The organism is Arthrobacter sp. 10N43 (assembly GCF_056394525.1).
Genome location: NZ_JBFTIA010000001.1, coordinates 469,101 through 495,166 on the forward strand (window position 1 = coordinate 469,101; position 26,066 = coordinate 495,166).

General features: G+C 66.9%; 25 protein-coding genes and 2 tRNA genes. 4 read left to right on the top strand and 23 right to left on the bottom strand.

What is annotated here, in order from left to right:
• Positions 1 to 4: 4 nt before the first annotated feature.
• From nrdE to AC1DDO_RS02115, 7 genes are all read right to left on the bottom strand, one after another.
• Positions 5 to 2,125, bottom strand: a complete 2,121-nt coding sequence (nrdE, locus tag AC1DDO_RS02085; protein WP_476971374.1) for a class 1b ribonucleoside-diphosphate reductase subunit alpha — start codon at positions 2,123 to 2,125, stop codon at positions 5 to 7.
• Between the two features lie 65 nt (positions 2,126 to 2,190).
• The gene (gene nrdI, locus AC1DDO_RS02090) at positions 2,191 to 2,595 is read right to left on the bottom strand and encodes a class Ib ribonucleoside-diphosphate reductase assembly flavoprotein NrdI (RefSeq protein WP_476866571.1); all 405 of its coding nucleotides are present in this window, start codon (positions 2,593 to 2,595) and stop codon (positions 2,191 to 2,193) included.
• Between the two features lie 166 nt (positions 2,596 to 2,761).
• Entirely contained in the window at positions 2,762 to 3,007 is a 246-nt protein-coding gene (gene nrdH / locus AC1DDO_RS02095) for a glutaredoxin-like protein NrdH (RefSeq protein WP_018773329.1), read from the bottom strand.
• 455 nt (positions 3,008 to 3,462) lie between these two features.
• On the bottom strand, positions 3,463 to 4,701 hold the full coding sequence (locus AC1DDO_RS02100; RefSeq protein WP_476971319.1) for a class I SAM-dependent methyltransferase: 1,239 nt from the start codon (positions 4,699 to 4,701) through the stop codon (positions 3,463 to 3,465).
• Positions 4,698 to 6,179: a class I SAM-dependent methyltransferase gene (locus tag AC1DDO_RS02105; RefSeq protein ID WP_476971375.1), complete on the bottom strand. Its 1,482-nt coding sequence runs from the start codon at positions 6,177 to 6,179 to the stop codon at positions 4,698 to 4,700. The genes AC1DDO_RS02100 and AC1DDO_RS02105 overlap by 4 nt, the downstream gene beginning before the upstream one ends.
• Before the next feature lie 2 nt (positions 6,180 to 6,181).
• Positions 6,182 to 6,946 carry a DUF1365 domain-containing protein gene (locus AC1DDO_RS02110; protein WP_476971320.1) on the bottom strand — a complete coding sequence of 255 codons (765 nt, stop codon included), beginning with the start codon at positions 6,944 to 6,946 and terminating at the stop codon, positions 6,182 to 6,184.
• Positions 6,943 to 8,352, bottom strand: coding sequence for an NAD(P)/FAD-dependent oxidoreductase (locus AC1DDO_RS02115; RefSeq protein ID WP_476971321.1), 1,410 nt, complete (start codon positions 8,350 to 8,352; stop codon positions 6,943 to 6,945). Before AC1DDO_RS02115 ends, AC1DDO_RS02110 begins: the two co-directional genes overlap by 4 nt.
• A gap of 212 nt (positions 8,353 to 8,564) precedes the next feature.
• Between AC1DDO_RS02115 and AC1DDO_RS02120 the strand changes: the two genes are divergently transcribed.
• Both AC1DDO_RS02120 and AC1DDO_RS02125 read left to right on the top strand, forming a co-directional pair.
• Positions 8,565 to 9,485: a LysR family transcriptional regulator gene (locus tag AC1DDO_RS02120; RefSeq protein ID WP_476971322.1), complete on the top strand. Its 921-nt coding sequence runs from the start codon at positions 8,565 to 8,567 to the stop codon at positions 9,483 to 9,485.
• A 71-nt stretch (positions 9,486 to 9,556) separates the two neighbouring features.
• The gene (locus AC1DDO_RS02125) at positions 9,557 to 9,778 is read left to right on the top strand and encodes a hypothetical protein (RefSeq protein WP_476866558.1); all 222 of its coding nucleotides are present in this window, start codon (positions 9,557 to 9,559) and stop codon (positions 9,776 to 9,778) included.
• Here AC1DDO_RS02125 and AC1DDO_RS02130 read toward each other — a convergent pair.
• Positions 9,775 to 11,169: an aldehyde dehydrogenase family protein gene (locus AC1DDO_RS02130; RefSeq protein WP_476971323.1), complete on the bottom strand. Its 1,395-nt coding sequence runs from the start codon at positions 11,167 to 11,169 to the stop codon at positions 9,775 to 9,777. The genes AC1DDO_RS02125 and AC1DDO_RS02130 overlap by 4 nt on opposite strands.
• Positions 11,170 to 11,267: 98 nt before the next feature.
• Between AC1DDO_RS02130 and AC1DDO_RS02135 the strand changes: the two genes are divergently transcribed.
• On the top strand, positions 11,268 to 11,774 hold the full coding sequence (locus AC1DDO_RS02135) for a DUF2004 domain-containing protein (protein ID WP_441408772.1): 507 nt from the start codon (positions 11,268 to 11,270) through the stop codon (positions 11,772 to 11,774).
• A gap of 157 nt (positions 11,775 to 11,931) precedes the next feature.
• Here AC1DDO_RS02135 and metE read toward each other — a convergent pair whose 3' ends face one another.
• Both metE and AC1DDO_RS02145 read right to left on the bottom strand, forming a co-directional pair.
• The gene (gene metE / locus AC1DDO_RS02140; protein WP_476971324.1) at positions 11,932 to 14,265 is read right to left on the bottom strand and encodes a 5-methyltetrahydropteroyltriglutamate--homocysteine S-methyltransferase; all 2,334 of its coding nucleotides are present in this window, start codon (positions 14,263 to 14,265) and stop codon (positions 11,932 to 11,934) included.
• Positions 14,266 to 14,311: 46 nt separating this feature from the next.
• Positions 14,312 to 15,328: a methylenetetrahydrofolate reductase gene (locus AC1DDO_RS02145; RefSeq protein ID WP_476971325.1), complete on the bottom strand. Its 1,017-nt coding sequence runs from the start codon at positions 15,326 to 15,328 to the stop codon at positions 14,312 to 14,314.
• A 441-nt stretch (positions 15,329 to 15,769) separates the two neighbouring features.
• Here AC1DDO_RS02145 and AC1DDO_RS02150 point away from each other — a divergent pair, with 441 nt between their 5' ends.
• Positions 15,770 to 15,967: a hypothetical protein gene (locus AC1DDO_RS02150; RefSeq protein ID WP_441408769.1), complete on the top strand. Its 198-nt coding sequence runs from the start codon at positions 15,770 to 15,772 to the stop codon at positions 15,965 to 15,967.
• Between the two features lie 37 nt (positions 15,968 to 16,004).
• Here AC1DDO_RS02150 and AC1DDO_RS02155 read toward each other — a convergent pair whose 3' ends face one another.
• The 13 genes from AC1DDO_RS02155 to AC1DDO_RS02215 all read right to left on the bottom strand — a co-directional run bounded on the left by AC1DDO_RS02155 (position 16,005) and on the right by AC1DDO_RS02215 (position 26,038).
• Positions 16,005 to 17,207, bottom strand: coding sequence for an ROK family transcriptional regulator (locus AC1DDO_RS02155; RefSeq protein WP_476971326.1), 1,203 nt, complete (start codon positions 17,205 to 17,207; stop codon positions 16,005 to 16,007).
• 156 nt (positions 17,208 to 17,363) lie between these two features.
• Positions 17,364 to 18,524 carry a class I SAM-dependent methyltransferase gene (locus AC1DDO_RS02160; RefSeq protein ID WP_476971327.1) on the bottom strand — a complete coding sequence of 387 codons (1,161 nt, stop codon included), beginning with the start codon at positions 18,522 to 18,524 and terminating at the stop codon, positions 17,364 to 17,366.
• Positions 18,525 to 18,626: 102 nt separating this feature from the next.
• On the bottom strand, positions 18,627 to 19,775 hold the full coding sequence (locus tag AC1DDO_RS02165) for an NAD(P)-binding domain-containing protein (RefSeq protein ID WP_476971328.1): 1,149 nt from the start codon (positions 19,773 to 19,775) through the stop codon (positions 18,627 to 18,629).
• A 13-nt stretch (positions 19,776 to 19,788) separates the two neighbouring features.
• On the bottom strand, positions 19,789 to 20,169 hold the full coding sequence (locus AC1DDO_RS02170) for a zinc ribbon domain-containing protein YjdM (protein ID WP_476971329.1): 381 nt from the start codon (positions 20,167 to 20,169) through the stop codon (positions 19,789 to 19,791).
• A 59-nt stretch (positions 20,170 to 20,228) separates the two neighbouring features.
• The gene (locus AC1DDO_RS02175) at positions 20,229 to 21,056 is read right to left on the bottom strand and encodes an amino acid ABC transporter ATP-binding protein (protein ID WP_476971330.1); all 828 of its coding nucleotides are present in this window, start codon (positions 21,054 to 21,056) and stop codon (positions 20,229 to 20,231) included.
• Positions 21,043 to 21,708, bottom strand: a complete 666-nt coding sequence (locus tag AC1DDO_RS02180; RefSeq protein WP_441408763.1) for an amino acid ABC transporter permease — start codon at positions 21,706 to 21,708, stop codon at positions 21,043 to 21,045. The genes AC1DDO_RS02175 and AC1DDO_RS02180 overlap by 14 nt, the downstream gene beginning before the upstream one ends.
• Before the next feature lie 36 nt (positions 21,709 to 21,744).
• Positions 21,745 to 22,566, bottom strand: a complete 822-nt coding sequence (locus AC1DDO_RS02185; protein ID WP_476971331.1) for an amino acid ABC transporter substrate-binding protein — start codon at positions 22,564 to 22,566, stop codon at positions 21,745 to 21,747.
• A gap of 220 nt (positions 22,567 to 22,786) precedes the next feature.
• Positions 22,787 to 22,862, bottom strand: a tRNA-Ala gene (locus AC1DDO_RS02190).
• Positions 22,863 to 23,046: 184 nt separating this feature from the next.
• Positions 23,047 to 23,119: transfer RNA gene (locus AC1DDO_RS02195), tRNA-Ala, on the bottom strand.
• Positions 23,120 to 23,274: 155 nt separating this feature from the next.
• Entirely contained in the window at positions 23,275 to 23,676 is a 402-nt protein-coding gene (rsfS, locus tag AC1DDO_RS02200) for a ribosome silencing factor (protein ID WP_476971332.1), read from the bottom strand.
• Between the two features lie 182 nt (positions 23,677 to 23,858).
• The gene (locus AC1DDO_RS02205) at positions 23,859 to 25,103 is read right to left on the bottom strand and encodes a hypothetical protein (protein ID WP_476971333.1); all 1,245 of its coding nucleotides are present in this window, start codon (positions 25,101 to 25,103) and stop codon (positions 23,859 to 23,861) included.
• A 7-nt stretch (positions 25,104 to 25,110) separates the two neighbouring features.
• Positions 25,111 to 25,785 (bottom strand): nicotinate-nucleotide adenylyltransferase, encoded by a 675-nt coding sequence (gene nadD, locus AC1DDO_RS02210; RefSeq protein WP_476868358.1) that lies wholly within the window; start codon positions 25,783 to 25,785, stop codon positions 25,111 to 25,113.
• Positions 25,786 to 25,798: 13 nt separating this feature from the next.
• Positions 25,799 to 26,038, bottom strand: coding sequence for a hypothetical protein (locus AC1DDO_RS02215; RefSeq protein WP_441408759.1), 240 nt, complete (start codon positions 26,036 to 26,038; stop codon positions 25,799 to 25,801).
• Positions 26,039 to 26,066: the final 28 nt, after the last annotated feature.

Consider the following 26,066-nt stretch of genomic DNA (forward strand, 5'->3'; position numbering starts at 1 on the left):
TTGATCACAACATACATGAGACACAGCCCTCTACCTCCGTCCCTTCCAGCGCGAGCTGGCGGAGGCGGATGTAGTAGATGGTCTTGATGCCCTTCTTCCAGGCGTAGATCTGGGCCTTGTTGATGTCACGCGTGGTGGCGGTGTCCTTGAAGAACAGCGTCAGGGACAGGCCCTGGTCCACGTGCTGCGTGGCGGCGGCGTAGGTGTCGATGACCTTCTCGTAGCCGATCTCGTACGCGTCCTGGTAGTACTCCAGGTTGTCGTTCGTCAGGTACGGCGCCGGGTAGTACACGCGACCCAGCTTGCCTTCCTTGCGGATCTCGATCTTGGACGCCACCGGGTGGATCGAGGAGGTGGAGTTGTTGATGTAGGAGATCGAGCCCGTGGGCGGAACGGCCTGCAGGTTCTGGTTGTAGATGCCGTGCTCCATGACGGAGGCCTTCAGCTCGCGCCAGTCATCCTGGGTGGGGATGTGGATGTTCTTGAACATCTCCGCGACCTTCTCGGTCTGCGGGACCCATTCCTGCTCGGTGTACTTGTCGAAGAACTCGCCGGTGGCGTACTTGGACTTCTCGAAGCCGCCGAAGGTCTGGCCGGTCTGGATGGACAGCAGGTTGGAGGCGCGGACGGCGTGGTACACCACCGAGTAGAAGTAGATGTTGGTGAAGTCCAGGCCTTCTTCGGAGCCGTAGTGGACCCGCTCGCGGGCCAGGTAGCCGTGCAGGTTCATCTGGCCGAGGCCGATCGCGTGGCTCTGGTCGTTACCGCGGGCAATCGAGGGCACCGAGGTGATGTTGGACATGTCCGAGACGGCCGAGAGGGACCGGATGGCCGTCTCGATGGTCAGGCCGAAGTCCGGCGAGTCCATGGTCTTGGCGATGTTCAGCGAGCCCAGGTTGCAGGAGATGTCCTTGCCGGTCTGGTCGTAGGACAGGTCATCGTGGTACGTGGTGGGCTGGGAGACCTGGAGGATCTCCGAGCACAGGTTGGACATGATGATCTTGCCGTCGATCGGGTTTTCCCGGTTCACGGTGTCCTCGAACATGATGTACGGGTAGCCGGATTCGAACTGGATCTCGGCGAGGGTCTGGAAGAACTCGCGCGCCTTGATCTTGGTCTTCTTGATCCGGGAATCGTCCACCATCTCGTAGTACTTCTCGGTGACCGAGACGTCGGAGAACGGCATGCCGTAGACCTTTTCGACGTCGTACGGGGAGAACAGGTACATGTCCTCGTCCCGCTTGGCGAGTTCGAAGGTGATGTCCGGGATGACGACGCCGAGCGAGAGGGTCTTGATGCGGATCTTCTCGTCCGCGTTCTCGCGTTTGGTGTCCAGGAACCGGTAGATGTCCGGGTGGTGCGCGTGCAGGTACACCGCGCCGGCACCCTGGCGGGCACCAAGCTGGTTGGCGTAGGAGAAGCTGTCCTCGAGGAGCTTCATCACGGGGATGACGCCGGAGGACTGGTTCTCGATCTGCTTGATCGGCGCGCCCACCTCGCGGATGTTGGTCAGCGCGAAGGCCACGCCGCCGCCGCGCTTGGAGAGCTGCAGCGCGGAGTTGATGGACCGGCCGATCGACTCCATGTTGTCTTCGATGCGGAGCAGGAAGCAGGAGACCAGCTCGCCGCGCTGCTTCTTGCCGGCGTTCAGGAACGTCGGGGTGGCCGGCTGGAAGCGGCCCTCGATGATCTCGTCCACCATCTGGGTGGCGAGCTTCTCGTCGCCGCGGGCCAGGTGCAGGGCCACCATGCAGACGCGGTCCTCGTAACGCTCCAGGAAGCGCTTTCCGTCGAACGTCTTCAGCGTGTAGGAGGTGTAGAACTTGAACGCGCCGAGGAAGGTCTCGAAGCGGAACTTCTTCTTGTACGCGCGGTTGTAGAGCTCGCGGATGAAGTTCATCGTGTACTGGTCGAGGGTTTCGCGCTCGTAGTACTCGTTCTTGACGAGGTAGTCGAGCTTTTCCTCGAGGTCGTGGAAGAACACGGTGTTGTTGTTCACGTGCTGCAGGAAGTACTGGTGCGCGGCCTCGCGGTCGGCCTCGAACTGGATCTCTCCGTTGGGGCCGTAGAGGTTCAGCATGGCGTTGAGCTCGTGGTAGCCCAGGCCCTTATAGGCGGCCGGCATCTCGTGCTTCTTCTCCGGCTTCTCAGCGGCGGTGGCGGTGCCGGCGGGCAGGCCTGCGCCCTTAGTTACTTCTGTGTCTGCGACAGTCGTGTCCAAAACTCTTCCAATCCTTGTTGTACGCGGTTGACGTCTTCCGGCGTCCCCATGAGTTCGAAGCGATATAGGTGCGGGACCTTGCACTTGGCGGCGATGATGTCCCCGGCCATGCAGTAGTTGTCCCCGAAATTGGTGTTTCCTGCGCCGATCACTCCGCGGATCAGCTTCCGGTTGCCCGGGTCGTTCAAAAACCTGATGACCTGCTTTGGAACAGATCCCTCTCCCCCGGTGCCGCCATAGGTCGGCACCACCAGCACGTACGGCTCCCCGGCCACCAGCGGAGCGTCCCTGGCGTAGAGGGGGATCCTGGCGGCGTCGACGCCCAGCTTCGCAACGAAGCGAGCAGTGTTTTCGGAGGTGGAGGAAAAGTAGATGAGGCGGCAGTGGGTTAGCTCGGGAACTGCTGTGCTGACCGCTTCCCCGCTGTCAGCCGTAGCGGCTACCCGATCTTCAGTTGTTACAACCACGGTGGTCACCTCATCTACCGTGAAAATCTTGCCTGGTAGCGGCGTCCCGGAACGTTTCAGGCTTTAGGGCGTTTCAGGCTACAGCGACGGCGGCGGCCTGCGCCAGTTCTTCGATCTTGTCCGGGCGGAAACCAGACCAGTGATCCTGGTCGGTGACGACGACGGGGGCCTGCATGTAGCCCAGGGACTTCAGGCGCTCAAGGGCCTCGGCATCCTGGGAGATGTCGACGCTCTGGTAGGCGATGCCCTTCTTGTCCAGCGCGCGGTAGGTCGCGTTGCACTGAACGCAGGCCGGCTTCGTGTAAACCGTAACGGTCATGGTCCTGTCCCCTTTGTTGAAGTCTTCTGTGGAGCGCTGTCCCGGCTCCGGTTGTCCCGCGCTAATGCTCTGCTGGAACTGTATGTCGATACTACATGTAGTGCAAGAGCCTCACGCGGACCCCAAGATGATGTATTACAAGTATGTCATTTAACCCACCGTTAATCCACAGGAGGGGGTCCTCCAAATGTCCGGATTTCCGCCATTTTGGCGGACGAAATCCACACCCTGTGGAGTAGTTAGCCACATTAATCACCCCCGCGTGTCGCACCGCAGACGGCGTGTCGCGCCCGATTGCGGGGAGGCGAAACGGTGGCGCCGGCCACTACATGTGGTGTCCGGGCACACGAAAGAGGCGGGCACCGTGGTGCCCGCCTCAGGGAATCGTGATTGTTCTAACAGCCGGTGTTCCATCTGTTCCGTGACCGGTGCCACGGCATGCCGAACCGGGGGACTTAGCTGAGCTGCTCCGGGCGGCTGCAGAGGATCTGGTCCACGCCCATCCGGGCCTCGGCGAAGCTGCGCAGCGCACCCACGACGTACAGCCGCCAGACCCGGGCGATTTCCACACCCATCATGGCCACGGCGGCGTCGTGGTTCTGCTCGAACCTCTCGTACCAGGCCTCCAGCGTGCGCACGTAGTCGCGGCGCATGCCCTGCACGCCCTCGATCTCGAACCCGGCATCCTCGAGGAAGCCCAGCGTCTCCCCCACCGGGCGCATGTGCATGTCCGGCGCAATGAAGGATTCAATGAACGGTCCGCCGCCGGGGTGCTTGCCCTGCCGTGACATCTGCTGGACCAGGACCCGGCCGCCGGGGCTGACGTTGCCGAACAGGGCAGCGGTGTAGACGGGGTAGTTGCGCTGGCCGACGTGCTCGCCCATTTCCAGGGAGGCGACGGCGTCGAAGGGGCCGTCCGGGATCTCGCGGTAATCCTGGACCCGGATCTCGACGTGTCCTTCCAGCCCGCGTTCCGTGATGCGGGCGTCGATGAACGCCTTCTGCTCCACGGAGAGGGTGACGCCGACGACGTCGACGCCGTAGTACTGTGCCGCGTGCAGGCTCAGCGAGCCCCAGCCGCAGCCGACGTCGAGCATCCGCATCCCCGGCGCCAGGCCGATCTTGCGGCACACGAGGTCCAGCTTGTCCCGTTGCGCGTCCTGAAGCCCGTACCCGGGTGCGGAATCGGTCCAGTACCCGCTGGAGTAGGCCATTTGCGGGTCCAGGATCAGGGCGTAGAAGTCGTTGCTGAGGTCATAGTGGTGGCTGATGGCCGCCCGGTCCCGGAGCAGGCTGTTCACCCGGCCCCGGACCCGTGCCTGGCTGGCCGGCGGCTGGGGCGGGGTGCCCAGGGCGCCCGCGGACGTGGCGATCCGGGCGACGCCGGCCAGCAGGGCCGGCGTCGGGCGGATGCCGGAGAGGCCCCGGTCGCGGGCCACCTTCCACAGGTGCTCCAGCGCGGAGTTGAGGTCGCCGTCGACGTCGAGTTCACCGGTGACGTAGGCCTGGGCGGCACCCAGCTCCCCCGGCGCCCACAGCAGGCGGCGGATGGCGTCCGGCGAGTTCAGCCGGACCACCGGCGCGCCGGACGGGCCTGCCTCGCTGCCGTCCCAGACGACGAGCCGGACGGGCAGTTCCCCGCCCACTAGCGGTCGCAGGGCCTCGGCAATGGTGTCCGCGAGCGCCGCCGTCATGCGGCGGCGCCCTTCTTGCCGGCGGCGGCCTTGCCGGCGGCGCTCTTCGTGGAAGCGTGGTCGAGCACGATCTGCTGCACGTCGAGGTAGCCCGTCTCGAAGCCGGCCCGGGAGTAGCACAGGTAGAACAGCCACATCCGCTGGAAGACGGCGTCGAAGCCCATGGCCCCGACCTCGTCCGCACTGGCCATGAACCGTTCCTCCCAGAGCCGCAGGGTCTGGGCATAGTGTTCGCCCATGGCGAGGCGTTCGCGGACCCGCAGTCCGGTCTGCTTCTCGGTGATTTCCTCGATGGCGCGGACGGACGGAATGACTCCGCCAGGGAAGATGTACTTGTGCACCCAGGTGTAGCTGGTGCGGGTGGCCATGAGCCGGTCGTGGGCGATCGTGATGGCCTGGATGGCCACCTTGCCGCCGGGGGCCAGGACCCGCTCGATGGTCTGGAAGTAGGTGGCCCAGTACTGGAAACCGACGGCCTCGATCATTTCGACCGAGACGACGGCGTCGTACTCGCCCTCCACTGCGCGGTAGTCCTTGAGCTCGATCGTGACGGCGTCGGCGTAGCCGGCCTCGGCCACGCGCTGGCGGGCCAGTTCCTGCTGTTCGCTGGAGAGCGTGACGGAGTAGACCGTGGCGCCGCGGGCGGCGGCGCGCAGGGCGAGCTCGCCCCAGCCGGTGCCGATTTCCAGGACACGGGTGCCTTCCTTGACGCCGGCCTTGTCCAGCAGGCGGTCGATCTTGGCCTGCTGCGCGGTGGCCAGCCCGTCCCAGGTCACGTTCCGCAGGGCGTCTCCGCGTTCCGGGAAGAGGGCGCTGGAGTACGTCATGGTGCTGTCCAGGAAGGAGGCGAAGAGCTCGTTGGAGAGGTCATAGTGCCGGGAGATGTTGGAGCGGGTGTTCTTTTCGGTGTTCCGTTCCCGGCGCGGCTGGTGCGGCAGGTACAGTCCGCGCAGCTTCTGCAGCGGCTCGGGCACGAGCGTGCCGACCCGTGCGGCGAAGACCTCCATGACGGCGGTGAGGTCATCGGCATCCCAGTCGCCGGCCATGAAGGACTCGCCCAGGCCGATCAGGCCGCCGTCGCCGAGCCGGGCGGCGAAGGCCTCCGGCCGGTTGATGGTCATGACGGGGTAGGCGGTGCCGGCAGGCGCGTCGCCCGAGGCGGCCCCACCCGAGGCTGCCCCACCCGAAGCTGCCTTGCCCAATACGGTGCCGTCCGGGTAGCGGACCGCCAGCGGCAGGCTGCGCACGGCGGCCCTGAAAATGGCGTCCGCGGCGCGTCCGGCCACCCGGGCCTTCAGGCTCGAGGGTACGGTCGCGATGCTGGGCCAGATGGCGGCGTCGATGGTGGCGGGCGGCTGGGGAACGGTGTAGGGCACCCCACTGCTGACGACACTGCTATTTACGGCACTGCCGTTTACGGCGCTGTTGCGCGTGGTGCCCTGTGCCCGTCCCGTACCGGATCCGGTCGCTTCGGTCATTGTCACTGAACTGCCTCCTGTGAAGGGTGGTGTGGTTTCTTGATGATCGGAAGGCGGCGCGCCCACAGTCTGATGCCTTGCCAGCGGATTTGCGCCGCGACGCGCAGCGGGGCCAGCGGAACGGCGAGCGCCGCGGACAGGATGTTCCGCACGGTGGCCTCGTGGCGGATGCCGTCCATGGTGGCGATGAAGGGCTGGTGGCCCTCCCGTTCCAGGACGATCGAGACGGCGAGCCGTTCGCCCGGTTCGGGCAGCTTCATCCGGTATTCGCCGTCGACGTCGTTGAAAGGCGAGACGTAGAAGGCTTTCGGGACGCTCGCCCGGCCTGCTCCGTCAGTTTCCAGGAGGTAGCAGTGCCGCTCCCGGTAGGTGTTGTGGACCTCGACGACGACGCAGCGGAGCTCGCCGGCGCCGTCATGGCACCAGAACACGCTCAGCGGGTTGAACACATGGCCGAAGACCCGGGCGCTGGCGAGCATCGTGATGCGGCCGCCGTCGAGCCCGTTCCCCTGGTCGGGACCGATCCCCCGGGTCGCGAGGTAGCGTTCGACGTTGCCGCGCAGCGTGCCGTCCGGGTCGCCGAGGTGGTCCTCCACCCGGAAGCCGGCCAGCGGCCGGAGCACGCGCGGCAGCTGCGGTAGATGGTCGACGTCGACGTACCAGCTGTAGCTGCGGTACGTGAAGGCGTTGCGCAGCGGCGTGCGCCGCACGTGCGAAATCGCGGTGCGGTAGATCGCGGTGCGGTGGCTGGAGTCCTGGGCACTCATTGCGCCTCCGCTGTGCTGAATTGAACAGTGGCCGGCTGGAGATCCGGGTCCACGGCAACAGTGCCGATGTTGACCGGCAGCTGTTCCCAGTCCCGGCCCAGCCTGGCGGCGGCCTTGAGGCCGGACAGGGCACCGTCCTCATGGAATCCCCAGCCGTGGTAAGCGCCGGCGAAGGCCAGCCGATCGTCGCCGAGCCCCAGGATCTGTTCCTGGGCCTTGAGCGAGTCCGGGGTGTACTGCGGGTGCTCATAGACCATCCGGTCCAGGACCGTGGCGTCATCGATCAGCTCGGATTCGCCGAGACTGACGATGTACCGGCCGCCGTCCACCGGCTGCAGCCGCTGCAGCCGTGTCATGTCGTAGCTGACCAGGACCTTGTCCGGCCGGGCGTCGCAGGAGGGCAGGCGGTAGTTCCAGGAGGCCTGGGCGTTGGGGTTGGCGGGCAGCACTGCCTGGTCGCGGTGGAAGATGGTCTGGTTCACCGAGTAAGGCATGCCGCGAAGGGCGTCGCTCTCGGCGGCCGTGGCGTCGGTCAGCATGCGCAGGGCCTGGGCCGGGTGGGTGGCGATGACGACGGCGTCAAATTTTTCGCGCACGGTTCCGCTGCCCGGCGCGGAGGTGACCTCGACGCCGTCGGCGTGCCGGTGCACGGCGGTGACAGGGCTGGCGAGCCGGATGTCCGGCAGGGTCGCGGCGACTTTGTCGACGTAGCTGCGCGAGCCGCCGGTGACCGTCCGCCACTGCGGGGAGCCTTTGACGCCCAGCAGGCCGTGGTGGCCCAGGAACGTGAAGAGGTAGCGGGCCGGATAGGCCAGCGCGGTGGTGGGGTCGCAGGACCAGACGGCGCTGACCACGGGGGTCATGAAGTGTGAGATGAAGTAGCTGCTGAACTTCTCCCGGGCCAGGAACTCCCCCAGGGTGAGTTCGGTGTCGGTCCCTGTTTCCGTGCCGCTGGGGCGTTCCGCCAGCAGCGCGCGGGCCCGGCGGTGGAACCGGGTGATTTCCAGCAGCATCCGCAGGTAGCGGCCGCGCAGCAGGGTGGACGGGCGGGGAATGATGCCGCTCGCCTTGGGCCGGGCGCCGGCGTATTCCAGGCCGCAGCCGTCGCAGCGGACGGACATGCTCATTTCTGAGTCCTGGGTCTGGACGCCGAGCTCGGCGAACAGGCGCAGGAGCGTGGGGTAGGTCCGCTCGTTGTGGACGATGAAGCCGGTGTCCACGCCCAGGGTGGGCCCGTCCTGCTGCGGGACATCGTGGGTGTGGGCGTGTCCGCCGAGCCGCGAGTCGGCCTCGAAGAGGGTCACCCGGTCCTGCCCGTTCAGCACGTACGCGGCCGTCAGCCCCGCCACGCCGCTGCCGATGACTGCGACCCGCCGGCCTGCCGGAATCCCTGCTGCTTGCGACACTGGTCTGCTCCTGTTGTTTAGCCCGACTTGTTTAGCCCGAAATGTTCCTTGGTCCGAAACCTCTTATGGACAATTCGTCGCCGCCGCGCGGCCGGATGTGTCTGACTTTGGCAATATTTTGGCTTCGGCTGGCCAGCGGGTGGTGCCGGATAGAATGAAGCGGGAATTCCGGTCCCGCCTCCGCGGACCCGCTACCAGGCGAAGGGCAGCCCTTGATCAACCCCGTCCATCTGCGGACCCTCGTGGAAGTGATCCGGCTCGGATCGTTTGCCGCCGCCGCTGCCCGGCTCGGCTACACGGCCTCGGCCGTCTCCCAGCAAATGTCGGCGCTGGAACGCGACACCGGCGTCACGTTGTTCCAGCGGGCCGCGCGCAGCATCCAGCCGACGGAAGCCGCCGTCGTCATGACCCGGCACGCCGCCAAGGTGCTCACCGATATCGAGACGCTCATGGCCGCCGCGTCGCGGGCGCAGGAGAGCCCCAGCCAGGAGCTGCGGCTGGGCATTTTCCCGAGCCTGGCCACCTATGTGCTGCCGCCGATCCTGCAGAACCCGGCCTGGAAGAAGCTCGGCATCGACCTGAGGGTCTCGGTCGCGGAACCGGCCCAGACCATCCAGGGGCTGCGGACCGGCGGGGAACTCGACGTCGCCCTGGTGTACCAGGTGGGCCAGTCCGGCCTCGCCTGGCCGCACACTGTGGACCGGCAGTGGATCGGCGACGACGACTTCCGGGTGGTGCTGCCGGCGGCCTGGGGCATCGGCACCGAATCCAAGGTGGCCGCCTCCCATCTCTCGGACATGCCCTGGATCCTGCACCACCCGGGCACCTCCGACGCCACGGTGATCGAGCGTCTCTTCGCGAGCTGCAATCTGCACCCCCGCGTGGTGGCGTACAGCGATGACTTCCACGCCAGCCTGGAGATGGCGGCCGCGGGGCTCGGCGCCGCCCTGGTCCCCGAGCTCGCTCTGCGGCACCGGCCAGCCGGCGTGGTGGTCCTGGATGTGCCGGAGATCCGGCTGGCACGGAACGTCTTCGCCCTGCTGCTCAACGAGAAGCGGACCGCCCAGGTCCAGCTGTTCGTGGAACTGCTGGCCGAAACCATGCACAAGCTCGGGACCGCGCGGAAGGACTGAGCCGGAAGGACTGAGCCGGACGACGACGGCGGGGGTTCCCTTGGCGGTGCCGATCCACAAGGATGGGGTCCATGAGCAAAACCTATTCAGCGTCCCGTCCCGTCTCCGCCGACACCCCCGAGGACGTAGCCGCGGCCGTCCGGGCCGCCACCGAGGAACTCCGGGACACCCTGCAGCGCCAGGGTATCGAATCGAGCTTCGAGGACATCGCCCTGCTGGGCCACTCCGAGTCCTTTGACAACGAGGGGCAGCGCTGGGTACACGTCGAGTGGGACGGTCCGGAGGCCGGCTAGGGTCGGAGCCGCTTCCCGACGGGCGCGATCAGGGTGCTGATGAGCCGGTGCTTCATCCGCGTGTACGGCGGGTAGATCAGTTCCAGCGTGTCAGGCCACAACGGCTTGTCCAGGGTGGGACGCTCATGCGAAAACGTCCGCACCGAATGCTCCCCGTGGTAGGCGCCCAGGCCGCTGCCGCCGACCCCGCCGAAGGGAAGGCCCGGGACGGACAGGTGGGCCGCCGGAACGTCGAAGCATAAGGCCCCGGAGGAGGTCCGGTCGGCGAAGGCCCGGCGCGTCCGCTGATCCTTGCTGAAGACGTACAGGGCCAGCGGTTTGGCACGGCCGTTGACGTACCCGATTGCCTCCTCGAGCCCGGCCACCTGTACCAGCGGCAGCAGCGGACCGAAGATTTCTTCGGCCATGACGGCGTCGCCGGGCGCCGGACGGAGCAGGGTCGGCGCAAAGTAGCGGCTGGCAGCGTCGCGCTGTCCGCCGTGCACCACCGTGCTCCCGTCCGCCAGCGCAGCGATCCGGGCGAAGTGGCGGTCATCGACAATCCGGCCGTAGGAGGGGCTCGCCGCCGGATCCGGTCCGAAGAGTGCTGCGACGGCCTTGACCAGTTCGGCCTGCAGCGGCTCCAGGACATCCTCCCGGGCCAGGACGTAGTCCGGGGCCACGCAGGTTTGCCCGGCGTTCATGAACCGGCCCCAGGCGATCCGCTTGGCCGCCGCGGCCAGGTCCGCGGACACATCGACGTAGGCCGGGGACTTGCCGCCGAGCTCCAGCGTCACGGGGGTCAGGTGCTCGGCCGCGGCGCGCATCACCACCTTGGCCGCGGCCTCTCCCCCGGTGAAGAAGATGTGGTCGAAGCGTTCGGCCAGCAGCGCCGAAGTCTCCGGGATGCCGCCCTCAACCACCTCGGCGGCGCCGGGGAGGTATTCGGGAATCCACCGGGCAAGCGCGGCCGAGGTGGCCGGGGCGTGTTCACTTGGCTTGAGCACCACGGTGTTCCCGGCGGCCAGGGCGCCGGCCAGCGGGGCGAGCAGCAGCTGCACCGGGTAATTCCACGGCCCGATCACCAGCACCACGCCCAGCGGGGTGAGCTCTGTCCAGGCCCGGGCCGGCTGCACCGTGAGCGGCACCGGCACGCGGCGGGGCCGCAGCCACTCTTCCAGGTGCCGCTCCATGTGGGCCGCCTCGGCGTCGACAAACCCGATCTCAGACAGTTGCGCCTCGGTGTGGTGCTTGCCGAGGTCGAGCGCCAGGGCCTCGGCGAGGGCCGCCTGCTGTTCCGCAAGCATGCGCCGCAGGCCGCGCAATCGATCCAGCCGCCAGGTCAGCGGACGGGTGGACCCGGCGTCGAACACGACCCGGGCACGGAGAACGGGTGAGGTTACATGCTGCATCCGATCAATGTACAGTCACACCGCACCTGGCCGGTCCGGAAGCGGATAAAACCTTTCCAACGCTGGAATGGTCCGGTTTTCAGGACTATGTTGAAGGTATGAACAAGGTAGCGAGCAAGCACTTCGGCGAGGTCGAGCTCAACCACGGAAGGGACCATAATCTGACCGCCACGCATGAGCTGGCGGGCCAGACCGTGGAGCTTGACCTGAACGTCAACGCGCATGACCACTTCGACGAAGCCGCCATGCATAAAGTTGACTACCGCTTGCGCTTCCTGCCCGAACTCGTGGACCAGGTCCGCGAAATGATCGCCGAGGAACTGGACCAGGAAGGCACCAGCCCGCAGGAGTACCGCCACTTCCATTGCAACGCGATCAAGGAAGAACACCTCAAGAAGGTCTTCGGCGTTGAGAACAAGAGCCAGCTGACCGACGAGGTCTTCCTCAAGGCGCTCAAGCTGGGCCACGTGGGCATCTACCCCGGCCAGCCGGAACGCTATTTCGTCCTCGACTTCACGCTGGGACAGCACTTCACTGACGAGGTGCTCGTCGCTTCCGCGGATGAGGACGGCGTCGTGGACGACGAAATCCTCTGGGAGTCCTGACTCGGAATCCATCGATTGCTCCACAGGTGCCCTTTTGAGCGCTCAAAACGGCACCTGCTCAGCAATCGATGACTAAGAACGTACGACGCCGGCCGGCCACCTTGCGAGGTGACCGGCCGGCGTCGTTTGTGGTGAAGCGGATTAGTTCAGCTGCGTGCTACTTGGCGGCTTCGAGCAGTTCGGCGCGGACCGTCCTGGTGGCCGTCACCAGGTTGCGCAGGGACTCCTCGGTCTCGGCGTAGCCGCGGGTCTTCAGGCCGCAGTCCGGGTTGACCCAGAGCTGGCGGGACGGGACGTGCTTGACGGCGGTGCTGAGCAGCTCGGTGACTTCCTGCTCGCCCGGGACGCGGGGCGAGTGGATGTCGTAGACGCCCGGGCCCACGCCGCGGCCGAAGCCGTGGGACTCGAGGTCGTGGACAACCTCCATGCGGGAGCGTGCCGCCTCGATCGAGGTGACGTCGGCGTCGAGGCCGTCGATCGCGTCGATGATGGCGCCGAACTCGGAGTAGCACAGGTGCGTGTGGACCTGGGTGGCGTCCGCGGCGCCGGCGGTGGAGAGGCGGAAGGACTTCACGGACCAGTCCAGGTAGGCGGCCTGGTCTGCCTTGCGCAGCGGCAGGAGCTCGCGCAGGGCGGGCTCGTCCACCTGGATGACCTTGATGCCGGCGGCTTCGAGGTCGGCGATCTCGTCGCGGAGAGCCAGGGCCACCTGGTTGGCGGTCTCGCCGAGCGGCTGGTCATCGCGGACGAAGGACCAGGCGAGGATGGTGACCGGGCCGGTGAGCATGCCCTTCATCGGCTTGTTGGTCAGGGACTGCGCGTACTTGGCCCATTCCACCGTGATCGGGGCGCTGCGGGTGACATCGCCCCACAGGATGGACGGGCGTGTGCAGCGCGAGCCGTAGGACTGGACCCAGCCGTGCACGGTGACGTCGAAGCCTTCGAGGTTCTCGGCGAAGTACTGGACCATGTCGTTGCGCTCGGGCTCGCCGTGGACCAGGACGTCAAAGCCGAGCTCTTCCTGGAGGTCTACGACGCGCTTGATCTCATCCTTCATGAGCTGTTCGTACTGCTCCGTGGTGAGGTCGCCGCGGTTGGCGCGGGCCCGGGCGGTGCGGATTTCCGAGGTCTGCGGGAAGGACCCGATGGTGGTGGTGGGCAGCGGCGGCAGGTGCAGGGCCTTCTCCTGGGCTGCCTCGCGCACCGCGTAGGCGGAGCGGTTGAAGTCGGCGTCGGTCAGGGCGGCAGTGCGGGCCCGGACGTCGCCGCGGCGGACGCCCTCGGCCTCGGCGCGGGAGGCGATGACGCGGGCGGCCTCGTCGATGGCCGGCTGGACGGCCGCCGGATCGGTCAGCAGGCCGGCGAGGGTGACAACCTCAACGGCCTTCTGGTCGGCGAAGGCGAGCCAGCTGCGCAGCTGCTCGGAGAGCTGGACTTCCTCGTCGACGTCGTGCGGGACGTGCTGGGTGGAGGTCGAGGTGCTGATGGCCAGCGTGGCCACCGACTTCTTCAGTTCGGCGATCTTGGCGGCGGAGGCGGCGAGGTCGCTGCGCCAGATGTTGTGGCCGTCCACGACGCCGGCGACGAGGGTCTTGTTGCCCAGCGCGGCCAGGGCGGCGGCGGAGGGGACACCGCCCTTGAAGACGTCCAGGTGCAGGGCGTCGATGCCGGTGGCGGCGAGGGTGCCGAGCTGGCCGTTGAGCGCGCCGTACGGGGTGGAGACGAACAGCTGCGGGCGCTGGGCCGCGGCGGCGAGGGCCTCGTAGGAGCGGGCGACGGCGGCCTGGATTTCCACGGCCGGGGTGTCCTGGTCCACCACGAGGGCGGGCTCATCGAGCTGGACCCAGCTGGCGCCGGCGGCGGCGAGCTTCTGAAGCAGTGCGGTGTAGACCGGGAGGATGTCCTCGAGGCGGGACAGCGGGCTGAAGCCGGCCGGGGCGTCGTCGGAGGCCTTGCTCAGCAGCAGGAAGGTGACCGGACCGACGATGTAGGGGCGGGTCTCCACACCGTTGGCGAGGGCGTACGCGAATTCCTCGACGATCCGGTTGGAGGTCAGCGCGAAGTTGGTCTCCGGGCCGATTTCCGGCACGAGGTAGTGGTAGTTGGTGTCGAACCACTTGGTCATTTCCAGCGGCTGCTGGTCCTTGTTGCCGCGGGCCAGCGTGAAGTATCCGTCGATGTCCAGCTGGCCCTGGTCGTTGAGGAGGTTCCCGAAGCGGGCCGGCACGGCGCCGAGGTGGGCGGCGGCGTCCAGGACCTGGTCATAGTAGGAGAAGGTGCCGGGAACTGCGGCGGCCTCGCTCAGGCCCAGGCCCTGCAGGCGCTTGGCGGTGCCGAGCTGGATTTCCTTGGCGGCGGCGTCCAGGGCTGCGGCGTCGATCTTGCCGGCCCAGTAGGCTTCGACGGCCTTCTTGAGTTCGCGGCGGCGGCCGATGCGCGGGTAGCCCAGGATCGAGGCGGACGGGAAGGGGGTGGTGAGCTGTTCAGTCATGGGGAGTCCTTGAGTTGTCGTTGACAGATGACGAAGGTGGGGGTGCTCAGCTGGCGAGCTGGGCGCCGGCGGCAGGACGGGAGGCGTTGATGCGGCCGGCGCCCTGCCGGTTGCCGCTGTGCCGGTTGCCGCTGTTCTTGTTGCCGCTGCGCGGCCGGGGCAAAGCAAGTTTGTCCAGCACGTCCAGGGCGGCGGCGTGCTCGTTGAACGTGTACAGGTGGATGCCGGGGGCGCCGGCTGCCAGTGCGGCGTTGGCGAGGTCAACCGTGGCGCTCACGCCGATCCGGGTCCGCTCGGCGTCGGTATCGGCGGCCGCGAGGCGTTCGATGAGTTCCGGTGCCGGTTCCACACCGGTCAATTGGCCGAGCCGCGCGAGCCGCCGGAGGCTGGTCAGCGGCATGACCCCGGGAATGATCGGGATGGTCACCCCGGCCCGGCGTGCCCGGGTCAGGAGGTCCGCGTACTGCTCGGTGTGGAAGAAGACCTGAGTGATGGCGAAGTCGGCACCGGAGCGCTGTTTGGCCAGCAGGACCTCGACGTCGTGCGCCTCACTCGGGGATTCCGGGTGCCGGGTGGGGTAGGCGGCGACGCCGACCGCGACCCGGCCGGCGCACAGCAGTGCCGAGCGGCGCTGTTCCACGCGGCGGATAAGTTCGATCAGGTCCTGGGCGTACCGGAGCGATCCCGGCGGCGGGGTCGCGCCGTCCTTGGGCAGGTCGCCGCGCAGGGCGAGGATGCCGCGGACGCCGACGTCGAGCAGTTCACCGATGATCTCCGCCAGTTCCTCCGGGGAGTTCCCGACGCAGGTCAGGTGGGCCAGGGGCCGCAGCGTCGTTTCCTGCACGAGCCTGTTGATGAGGTCGACGGCGGTGCTGCGGTTGGAACCGTTGGACCCGTAGGTCACGGACACATAGTCCGGGTCGGTGGCTTCCAGTTCGCCAATGGTGGTCCAGAGGGATTCCGCGGCCGCGGGCGACCGCGGCGGGAACAGCTCATAGGACAGCGCAACAGGGGCCGCGCCGGCAAGATTGGGATGGGTATCGATAAGACTTGGTGGTGACATTTGCGTCCTTGGCTGTGAACACTGATCTCAGGTGACCGGGACCCGGATGACCGGGAACAGAAACGGAAACACTGCCGTCAGTGAATTGAGTTGGGGAACACGGAGGGAACTTCAACAGGGCGCAGCCGCGACTGGTACGCCGAAAAGCGAAGTTGTCCGTGAGCAAATGTCAGGCCCACATGGGGGCACCCACACCCTCCTGGACCGCCCGTGGAATTTTCCAAGGGCGACCTTCAGCGGAGGATCGCTGACACGTTACTGAGGTAACTTGTTTAGAACTCTAAGGCCCGGCCGCGGCGCCCTTCAAGTCCGTCCCCGAATTAAGACGCACCTTTACGGCCGTTTGTGATGCCCGGCAGAATAATGTTCGCCCGGCGGGGCCTTTTTTGGCCGGTGCCGGCTGCTCTCCCCATCGCCCCCGGTCAGGGCTATCCTGTTGCAATGATCCAGCTTCCAGCCAGCTATCAGGAATACCTCGCCGGCAAGAGCGAGAGTTTCATCAACACAGTCCGGCCCATCCTCATGCAGTCGGCCGCAGACCAGCTGCACGGGGTCCGGATCCTCGTGCTTCCCCATGGCCACCAGGCGCATCTGGATGACACCATCCCGTACGGGACGGTGGTTGAGGACATCGACTGACGCCGGCTGGTCCTACCGGTCCGGCCTAGTCCCCCGCCTAGTCCCCCAGGAGCAGCCGCTGCGACTTCGGCGCCAGCGTGTGTTCGAGCACCAGGCAGGCCGCACCGACGGCGCCCACGTCCTCGCCCACGCCTGTGCCCACCACTTCGATCCCGTGGATCTTCCGCGTGGCACTGTTCGCTTCCACCAGGGCAGGGATCAGTTCCAGATAGGCCTCTGACAGGCACGTCCAGAACGGGCCCCCGAACACCACACGGTCCACGTCCAGGGCATTGGTGACGGCCGAGACCGCACGGGCAACGAGAACAGCGGAGCGGCGAATGATTTCCCTGGCCTCATCGTTGCCGGCATCGGCGATGCGGCACAGCTCGGCAAAGCGCTCCTGGACCGCCGGTGCGCTCCTGTCCTGGAGCGAGCCGTCCAGCACCCCGGCCGCCTCGGCCTGCGCCACGAGGACCTGCGGAATGGCGGAGGACTTCACGCAGCCGTGCTGCCCGCAGTCACAGAGGGCGCCGCCGGGGTCCACGATGATGTGCCCGATTTCCCCGGCGTTGCCCGAAGTTCCGCGGACCACCTCGTCGTTGAGGACGATCCCGCAGCCGATCCCGGTCCCCATGTACATGAAGACAAAGCTGCCCTCGCCGCTGGGGCCGCCGGCCCAGGTTTCGGCCACGGCTGCGCTGGTCACGTCCTTGTCCATCAGGGTGGACAGGCCCGTGGCCTCCGCGAGGGCGTCCCGCAGCCCCACATGGTCCCACCCCGGCAGGAGCGGCGGGTCCACGACGGCGCCCTCGTTCAGGTCGATGGGGCCCGGCGACGCCACCCCCAGCCCGGCGATCCGTTCCGGGTCCACCCCGGAGTCCGTGATGAGCCTCTTGATTTCGTCCGCGATGGTGTCGATGACCGTGCGGGGGTCGGTACCGGGCGGAGTGGAGATCCGCGAGTGCCTGACGACGGCGCCGAGCAGGTCCAGCAGGACAAACGTCAGTACAGCGGGGTCCAAGTGGACGCCTACGGCATACATCCCCGCCGGGTTCAGCCGGAGCATGGTCCTTGGTTTGCCCGGGCCGGTGCCTTCCTTGCCAGCCTCGACGATCAGGCGCTGGTCCAGCAGGCGGCGGGAAATATTGGAGATGGTCTGCGGGGAAAGTCCGACGATCTGGGCGAGCTCCACGCGGCTCAGGCCGCCCGGGGTGCGGCGGATGGCGTCCAGGATGACGGTGAGGTTGAAATCACCCATCTTCGGTAGGTTGGTCCCTCGCCTCGGCGAGGGTTGCCGGAACTCGGTCACTGATACCTCTAAACGTCTTTGGCCACGCACAGCAGTTGTCAGAATCGTACGTTACGTGCAGGCGTGCGCCCACACTTGTGCTTTACAGACACTATGTTTCACCTTTTACGGCCGCCGGGTGCTGGTTGTCACGGTGAATTTCGGATTCCTGCCGGCCTCGCGCGTGGGCCCGATCAGGCGTTCGAGTGCCGGCCGGTAGTGCAGGTGGCTGTTGAACACGGTCCAGAGTTCCCCGCCGGGGGCAAGCACCCTGCCGGCGGCTTCAATCAACTTGATCCCGGCGCCGGAGTGGACGGCCGCCTCCAGATGGAAGGGCGGGTTGAGCAGGATCAGGTCCGCGCTGGCGTCCGGCAGGGAGCTCATGGCGTCGTCCTGGAGCACCCCGATCCGGCCGTCCAGGCCGTTCGCGCGGGCCGTGGCGAGGGCCGAGTCGACGGCGGCCGCAGACCGGTCGGTGGCGGTGACGCGGGCACCGGGGTTGGCGCGGGCGTACGTCGCGGCGAGGATTCCGGTGCCGCAGCCCAGGTCCACGGCATGGGTGGCGTGCGGCATCCGGGGCAGGAAGTCGAGCAGGAACCGGGTCCCGATGTCCAGCCCGGTGCCGGCGAAGACGGCGCCCCGGGCGCAGACGGCGAGCCCCAGTTCCTCATTGACCTCCGTGACCGGGAAGGGAGGTTCGGTCGGGACCTGCTTGGGGCGCCGGGCCAGCAGGAGCCGTGATTTCTGCCGGGCCAGTTGCGGCTGGACGTCCTCGAAGTAGCGCGCCAGCACGGCGTTCATGCCCAGGCTCATGTGTTTGACGCGTCCGCCCGCCAGCACGACGACGTCGGGCGCCGCGTAGCGGGCCACGGCGTCGGCGATTTCCTCCAGTTCGGCCAGGGAGCGGGGCAACTGGAGCAGTACCAGGGAGGCCCCCGCCAGCAGGCCGGCGCCCAGCGGGAGGTTTTCATAGCCCGTGTCGATGGCCAGGGCCTCGGCGTTGGCCCGCAGCGCCCGTTCACCGGTGATGAGGTCCTGGTGGACCCGGACGGCCTGCGCCCCGAGCGTCTCGTCCCCCAGCGTCAGTGCTCCGAGCGTCAGGGCACCATACCGGTCCCCCACCACTGCGAGCCGTCCGCCGGGCTGAAGCAGGCCGGCCGAGTGCATCTCAAGGGCGGTCTCCAGCAGGAGCCGGTCGGTGGCGTCCCAGGCCTGCAGGTTGGCGGCCTCGACATCCGGGAATCTTCTCAGCCGGGCAAAGAGGGAATCGAAGCTGGTGTCCGCCACGCGCGTTGTGCCGCCGTTCTGTTCGGGCTTGGTTCATGGGCCGAGGAGGCCGGGTGGCCGGACTCAGCGGTGTTGCAGTGCTGCGTTTTACGCTTTCCTACGTTATCCCGGACCGGCCAGCAGCGCGACGATCCCCGCGACGGCGGCCCGGCCGGCACGGTTGGCGCCGATGGTGGAGGATGAGGGTCCGTAGCCGACCAGGTGGACCCGCGGCTCGGCCGCGACCTGCGTGCCTTCCATCGCGATGCCGCCGCCGGGTCCGCGCAGGTGCAACGGGGCGAGGTGTTCGAGTTCGGCCCGGAATCCCGTGGCCCACAGGATTGCCCCGGCTGGAAGGAAGCTGCCGTCGGCCAACCGGACGCCGCCGGGCTCGATCGCGGTGAACATGGGGTGCCGGTCCAGGACGCCGCGCGCCGCGGCGGCGCGCAGGGCCGGGGTCCAGACAAGCCCCGTGACCGAGACGACGCTTTGCGGCGGGAGGCCCTGGCGCACCCGGTCCTCGACAAGGGCGACGGCGTCGTGGCCCGCCTGCCGGTCGAAGGCAGCCTCGCGCCAGGCCGGTTCCCGGCGGGTGAACCAGGAGGTGCTGGTGACCTGGGAGATTTCGTCAAGCAGCCCGACGGCCGAGATCCCGCCGCCGACCACGACGACATGCAGGCCACGGAATTCCTCGGCGGAGACGTAGTCGGCGACGTGCAGCTGTCGGCCGTGGAAGCTGGCCTGGCCCGGATAGATGGGCCAGAACGGCCGGGTCCAGGTGCCGGTCGCGTTGATCACGGCGCGGGCCGACCAGCCGCCGTCGGACGTTGTGATGTTCAGCCGCCCGGCGGGATTCCCGTCCTCCCGGCTCACCGACCGAACTTTCACGGGCCGCTGTATCGCGAGGCCAAGATCGTGTTCATATCCGCCGAAATAGCGGGTGAGGAAACTGGAGCTGGCCTCGGCGGGGTCCACGGCGGGCTGCGGGATTCCCGGGAGGTCGCTGATGCCGTTCACCGTGGCCATGAGCAGGCTCTTCCAGCGGTGGCGCCAGGCCCCGCCGGGGCCGTCCTCGGCGTCGAGCACGATGTACGTCCCCGCTGGCCGGTCCCCCGCGGCCGGCTGCCCTGCTGCGCCCGGCCGCATAGTGCCGGCGGCGATGAAGCCGCGGCGCTGCAGGTGGTAGGCCGCCGACAGTCCTGCCTGGCCGGCGCCGACCACCACGACGTCGGCCAGCCGCACCGGTTCCACAGTCGCCGTCTCCGCAGTCACGGCCTGCCCCCGGTCAGATCTTTTTGACGACGCTGGACTTGAGCTGCATGGGGCCCACGCCGTCGACCTTGCAGTCGATGTCGTGGTCGCCCACGCCGTTGACCAGGCGGATGCCGCGGACCTTGGTGCCGACCTTGATGACCGTGGAGCTGCCCTTGATTTTCAGGTCCTTGACCACGGTGACGGTGTCGCCGTCGGCGAGGACGTTTCCAACGGCATCCTTAATAACGGGGTCGGCGTCTGCTCCTGCATCCGGGCCGTCGCCGTCGGAGTCTTTGTCAGTTTCCGCGGATGCGGACCATTCGTGCGCGCACTCCGGGCAGACCAGGAGGGCCCCCATTTCGTACGTGTATTCGCTGGAGCATTCGGGGCACGGGGGCAGGGTGTCGTTCACCCGCCCAAGTTTAGTCGCCGCGTTTGCTTCCCTGTATTCGCTTGGCGCTGGCCGTTGACCTAGAACGGGTTCAGCAGGCGGTCCACGAACTGCCGGGTGCGTTCCTCCCGGGGGTCACGCAGCACGGTGTCCGGGTGGCCGCGTTCGACCACCACGCCGCCGTCCATGAAGATGACTTCGTCGGCCACCTGGCGGGCGAACGCCAGCTCGTGGGTGACCACCACCATGGTCCAGCCTTCGTCAGCGAGTTCCTTGATGACGGCCAGGACCTCGCCCACCAGTTCGGGGTCCAGCGCCGAAGTGGGCTCGTCGAACAGCAGCAGTTGCGGGCGCAGGGCAAGGGCCCGCACGATCCCCACACGCTGCTGCTGGCCGCCGGAGAGCTCGAAGGGATAGCTGTTCTCCTTGCCGGCCAGGCCGACGCGGGCCAGCAGGTCCCGGGCCTCCTGGACAGCCTCCGCCTTGGGCCGCTTCTGCACCTGGACCGGGCCTTCGATCACGTTCTCGAGGACGGTTTTGTGCGGGAAGAGGTTGTAGTGCTGGAACACCATGGCGCTGCGGTCCCGCAGGGCGAGCACCTGCTTCTTCGCCACCGGCGTGGAAAAGTCGACGGTCAGTTGCCCCGCGAATTCGGCGACGCCGGCGTCGGGCACTTCGAGCCCGTTCAGGCACCGCAGGACTGTCGTCTTGCCTGATCCGGAGGGCCCGATCAGCGTGACCACCTCGCCGCGACGGACCTCGAGGTCAATGGATTTCAGCACTTCATGCTGGCCGAAGGCCTTTTTCAGGCCTCTGACGGTCAGCAGTGCGTCCGCCGGAACAGCAGCCTCCGGAACGGGGGCGCCAGGGAGCGGGGGCTGCGTGGGAGGGAGCTCAGTGGGCGACATAGCGGTCCAATCTCTTCTCCAGGGCGGACTGTCCGCTGGCAAGGACGAGGCAGATGATCCAGTAGATGACTGCCGCCTCGAGGTACAGCAGCATGAATTCCTGGCTGAACGCGGCCACCTGCTGCGCCACGCGGAACAGTTCCGTGACGAGGATCAGGGACGCCAGCGAGGTGTCCTTGACCAGGCTGATGAAGGTGTTGGACAGCGGCGGGACTGAGACCCGTGCGGCCTGCGGCAGGATGATCCGCACCAGGGTCTGGTGGCGGGACATCCCGATGGTGTGGCCGGCCTCCCATTGCCCCTTGGGCACGGACAGGATGGCCGCCCGGATGACCTCTGCGGCATAGCCGCCCACATTCAGGGAGAAGGCGATGATGGCGCTGGGCCAGGGGCTGATGGTGATGCCGATGGACGGCAGCCCGTAGAAGATGACGAACAGCTGGACCAGCAGCGGGGTCCCCCGGATGACGGAGATGTAGATCCGCGCCACCGCGGAGACCAGGCGGTTGCGGCTCAGCCGCATGAGGGCGACCACCAGGGCCAGCAGCAGGCCCAGGCCGAAGGATGCCAGCGCCAAAGGGATGGTGCCGGTGATCGCACCCGCCAGGAGGGGGCCCAGTGAGGACCACACGAGTTCCCAGTTGATATTCATGCCGGGACGCTGCGTCCCTCGGCGGCTTCCACAGGGCTACTTCGAGACGTCGGCGTCGAAGTACTTCTGCGAGATCTTCGTCAGCGTGCCGTCGGCCGCCAGCTCGCCGAGGGCCTTGTTGATGGCGTCGGTGAGGCTGGTCGAGCCCTTGCGCAGGGCGAACGCGCTCAGCGACTTGTCAGTGGTTTCGGCGGCAATCTTGATGCCGGTGTCGTGGTCCGTCTTCTGGTAGTCCAGGTACGTCAGCTTGTCATTGATGGTTGCATCCACACGGCCCTGCTTGAGCAGCGTGATCGCCTGCGCCCAGCCCTCCACGGCCTCGACGTTTGCGCCGCTCTGCTGCGCCAGTTTGTACCAGTTGCTGGTCAGGGACTGTGCGGTGGTCTTGCCCTTCAGGCTGTCGAAGGAGCTGATGTCGTTGTTGTCAGCCTTGGTGACGACGACGCCGGTGCTCACCGTGTAGGGGGTGGAGAAGTCGTACTTCGCCTTGCGCTCGTCCGTGATGGATACCTGGTTTGCGACGACGTCGAAGCGTTTGGCGTCGAGGCCGGCGAAGATGGCGTCGAACTGCGTTTCCTGGAAGGACGGCTTGACGCCCAGCTTCTCGGCCACGGCGTTGATGATCTCCACGTCGTAGCCGGTCAGTTCACCGCTGCCGTTGGCGTGGAACGTGAACGGCCGGTAGGTGCCTTCCGTGCCGACCTTGAGCACACCCGCACTCTTGACGTCGCTGAGGGACGTGTCCGCGCCGGCGGCGGGCGCCGAACTGGCAGGTGTGGTGGACGCGGAGCCGCAGCCTGCCAGGGCGAGTCCTGCTGCCGCAATGAGGCCGATAACGGAAAGTCGAGTGCGCTTCATGATGGTCCTTAGTCGTGGAGCCGGAAATGGCCTTCCAGCTAAGCCGCGTGGCGGCTCTCTCCTAGCGACGATAGCAAGGTCCCGCCCGGGGTGCAGAGCTTAAATGACAGTTTGTGACGTCCAGTCATGAGACAGTCTTGACGGCTGCGCCATCCGCAGTCCCGCGCTCCTGCGCAGGGCACGAAAAAGGGAACCACCGCCAAGCGGTGATTCCCTTTCGTGGTGGAGCTGAGGGGACTCGAACCCCTGACCCCCTGCATGCCATGCAGGTGCGCTACCAGCTGCGCCACAGCCCCTCATTTGCCCTGGAAGTTTGTCTTCCCTGAAGCAACCTGTCTAGCTTAAACCACAAACCGCGTTCGCGCTAATCGGCGCGCCGGCCGGTCAAATTTGTGGCCGGTACGCCCCCGGGCAACCCGCTCCCCCGATCCGGACAGAAAAAAATCCGCCGGAATCTTTCGATTCCGGCGGATCATCCGGTGGAGCTGAGGGGACTCGAACCCCTGACCCCCTGCATGCCATGCAGGTGCGCTACCAGCTGCGCCACAGCCCCGAATTTTCGCTGCTCCGAGCACGTCTACTGACGCGCAAAGTTCCGGTCTTTCATTCGGATCTCTCCGAAGCAACTCAAATATCTTAGACCAGCCATTCCGAAAATTCCAAATCGGGCATATTCGCCCCGATCGGGCTGGCCAGAGCGCCGCGTTGCTACTCGGTGTCGGTGCTGGCGGTGGCCTTGGCGGGGGCGTCGTCACCGAGCTGCAGGTCAACGACGGGGCAGTCTTTCCAGAGTCGCTCGAGGGCGTAGAAGACGCGGTCTTCCTCGTGCTGGACGTGGATGACCACGTTCGAGTAGTCCAGCAGCACCCAGCGGCCGCCGGAACGGCCCTCGCGGCGGACGGGCTTCTGGTCAAACTTGGAGAGTTCGTCCTCGATGCCGTCCACGATCGCGTTGACCTGGCGTTCGCTCGGCGCCGAGGCGATCAGGAAGACGTCGGCCAGTGCCAGCCGTTCGCTGACGTCCAGGGCCACGATGTCTTCGGCGAGCTTCTCCGAGGCAGCGCGGGCTGCGTGGCGGGCGGTAATGATGGATGAATCGGTTGCAGACACGGGACTCCTTGTAGTGATGAAAACCTGGTAATGAAAAACCTAGTGATGAAAATTCATGGTCATGAAACTAAAACCTGGGCTGGCAAGCCGTAGGTGAAATGCTCCGCCAGGTATCGGCCCAACGGCTGGGGTGCCACTTCCCGTGCTATTCGACGGTGAAGATTCGACGCCCATGTGGTGGCCTAGCGGGCCAGCCCGGTGACGATCAGTGTGATGCCGGCGATGAGGGCGACGACCCCCAACGCCAGGACGCCGAGCTGGAGCAAGCGCAGGCGCCGTGCCCGGCCCAGTCCGGCGGTAGCGGCGTCCAGGGGATCCAGTCCATACGCGGAATTCGCTGCAACGGGTTCCCCGCCAACGAGGGCCTCGTCGGTCCCGCTCGCGGAAATCGCCGGAACGCCGGTTGGCCGCGCCTTTCCGGCTTTGGCGGCTGCTTCCGCCCGGGCCAGGACACCGCTCTTGCCGAAGGCAGAACCCGTTGCAGAACCGGCGGCTGAACCCGCAGCAGGACCTGCGGGCCGCTGGCGGGACAGGCCGGGGCGCCGTCCGCCGGGTTTCCGTGTCGTATCCACCCGGGGACCCGGGTTGGTGACGACCGGAACATACGACGTGGCAGGGCGCTTCATGACGGGCCGCTCCACGCCGGGAACCTTCTCAAATTCCAGGGGTGTGACCATGGCCAGGTTATTGGCCGTGGTGGGATCATTGCGGGGCACTGCGGGCTGGCTGTTTTGCTCGGCGAGCTTCTGCTTGGCGGCCGCGCGGCGGTTCAGCACCGCGGCGCGCTCGGCCAGGGCGATCTGCTCGGCCAGGACGGCCGGATCGACGGCGTCGGGATCCGTCGCCGCGATGTGCTCCATCTTGGCCACTTGGTTCTTGGCCTGCTCGGCGAGCAGTTCCCGCGCGGCCAGTGCCTGCTCCACGCTCATGCCCTCGGGCGTCTTCCCGCCCGGGCCGACGCCGTCGGGACCCGCCGTGGGAGCCTTTGCTGCCGCGGCGCCTGACACGGCCGGGGCAGGGGCTGAGTCCTTTTGGGCCGGGTTATTTTGGGCTGGGGAAACCACCGGGTTGGCCCTGGTCCGCGGGGACACCGGGACAATGGTGTTGGCCTGGGTGGCGGGGGCGGTTTCGGTCGCCAGCTCCAGAAGCCGCAGCTGGCGACGGGTGGGCGGCCCTCCCTGCGCCAGTTGGCCTTCCTTCTCAGCGAGCTCCTTGATGGTGCGCAGCGTGGCCCGGTCCCGCGCGCGGACCTGGGAGGACCGCTCGGCACCGCCAGGCACAGAATCCACGGGAGCGTCGGCAACACGACGGCTCCGGCCGGTGATTTCGGCCTCGGTCGGCTCGCCCGGTCCCGCAGTATCCAGGCGTTCATCTCTGGCCTGTCGCAATTCGCGGCGGCTGCGGATGGGAGGCTGTTCCTGACTCATGGCAAACTCATTCAGTGCTGGCTGGTTGGGTAATCTCGAAGGCTGGATCGTGCTGTGCCGGGTCAAATCCTGCCGCGTCGGGGCTCGAGTGGTACAGGCCGTACTTTGCGATGTACTGGACCACTCCGTCCGGAACGAGGTACCAGACAGGATTGCCTTCGGCCACCCTGGTGCGGCAGTCCGTGGAGGAAATGGCCATGGCCGGGACCTCCAGGAGGCTGACATCCTTGCGGCCCATACCGTCCAGGACGTGGCCTGGCCGGGTGACGCCCACAAAGTGCGCGAGCGACCACAGTTCGTCGATGTCTTTCCAGGACAAAATCTGTGCCAGCGCGTCCGCGCCGGTGATGAAGAAGAGGTCGGCGTCCGGGCGCAGCGTGCGGAGGTCGCGCAGCGTGTCGATCGTGTAGGTCGGTCCCGGCCGGTCCACGTCCACCCTGCTGACGGTAAAGCGGGGGTTCGAAGCCGTGGCAATGACGGTCATCAGATACCGGTGCTCGGCTTCGCTGACTTTCTTGGCCGACTTCTGCCAGGGCTGGCCGGTGGGCACAAACACGACTTCGTCGAGGTCGAACTTGGCCGCGACCTCACTGGCCGCGACAAGGTGTCCGTGGTGGATGGGATCGAACGTGCCGCCCATCACACCCAGACGCAGGCGGCGCTGGGCGCCGCGCTGCCTCATGGTGGCGGAAATATTAGTGACCTTGGCTGTGATCGTGCTTGTTCGGGTGCTGGCGGTGCGGATCCGAGTGTTCCTCGACGGCCACGTGGCGCCTGCCCAGGTTGGAGTAGGACAGCGTGATCAACAACAGGACCACCAGGATCGCGAACATGGTTCCGCCAATGACAAACGGCGGTGCAATGAGCGGCGCGAGTTCCTCGTGGCCCGATTCGCCGGCGGCGGCGACGAAAGTGGCGATCTGCTGCGACAGCATGTTCTCCCCTAATGAGTTCAAAATTTGA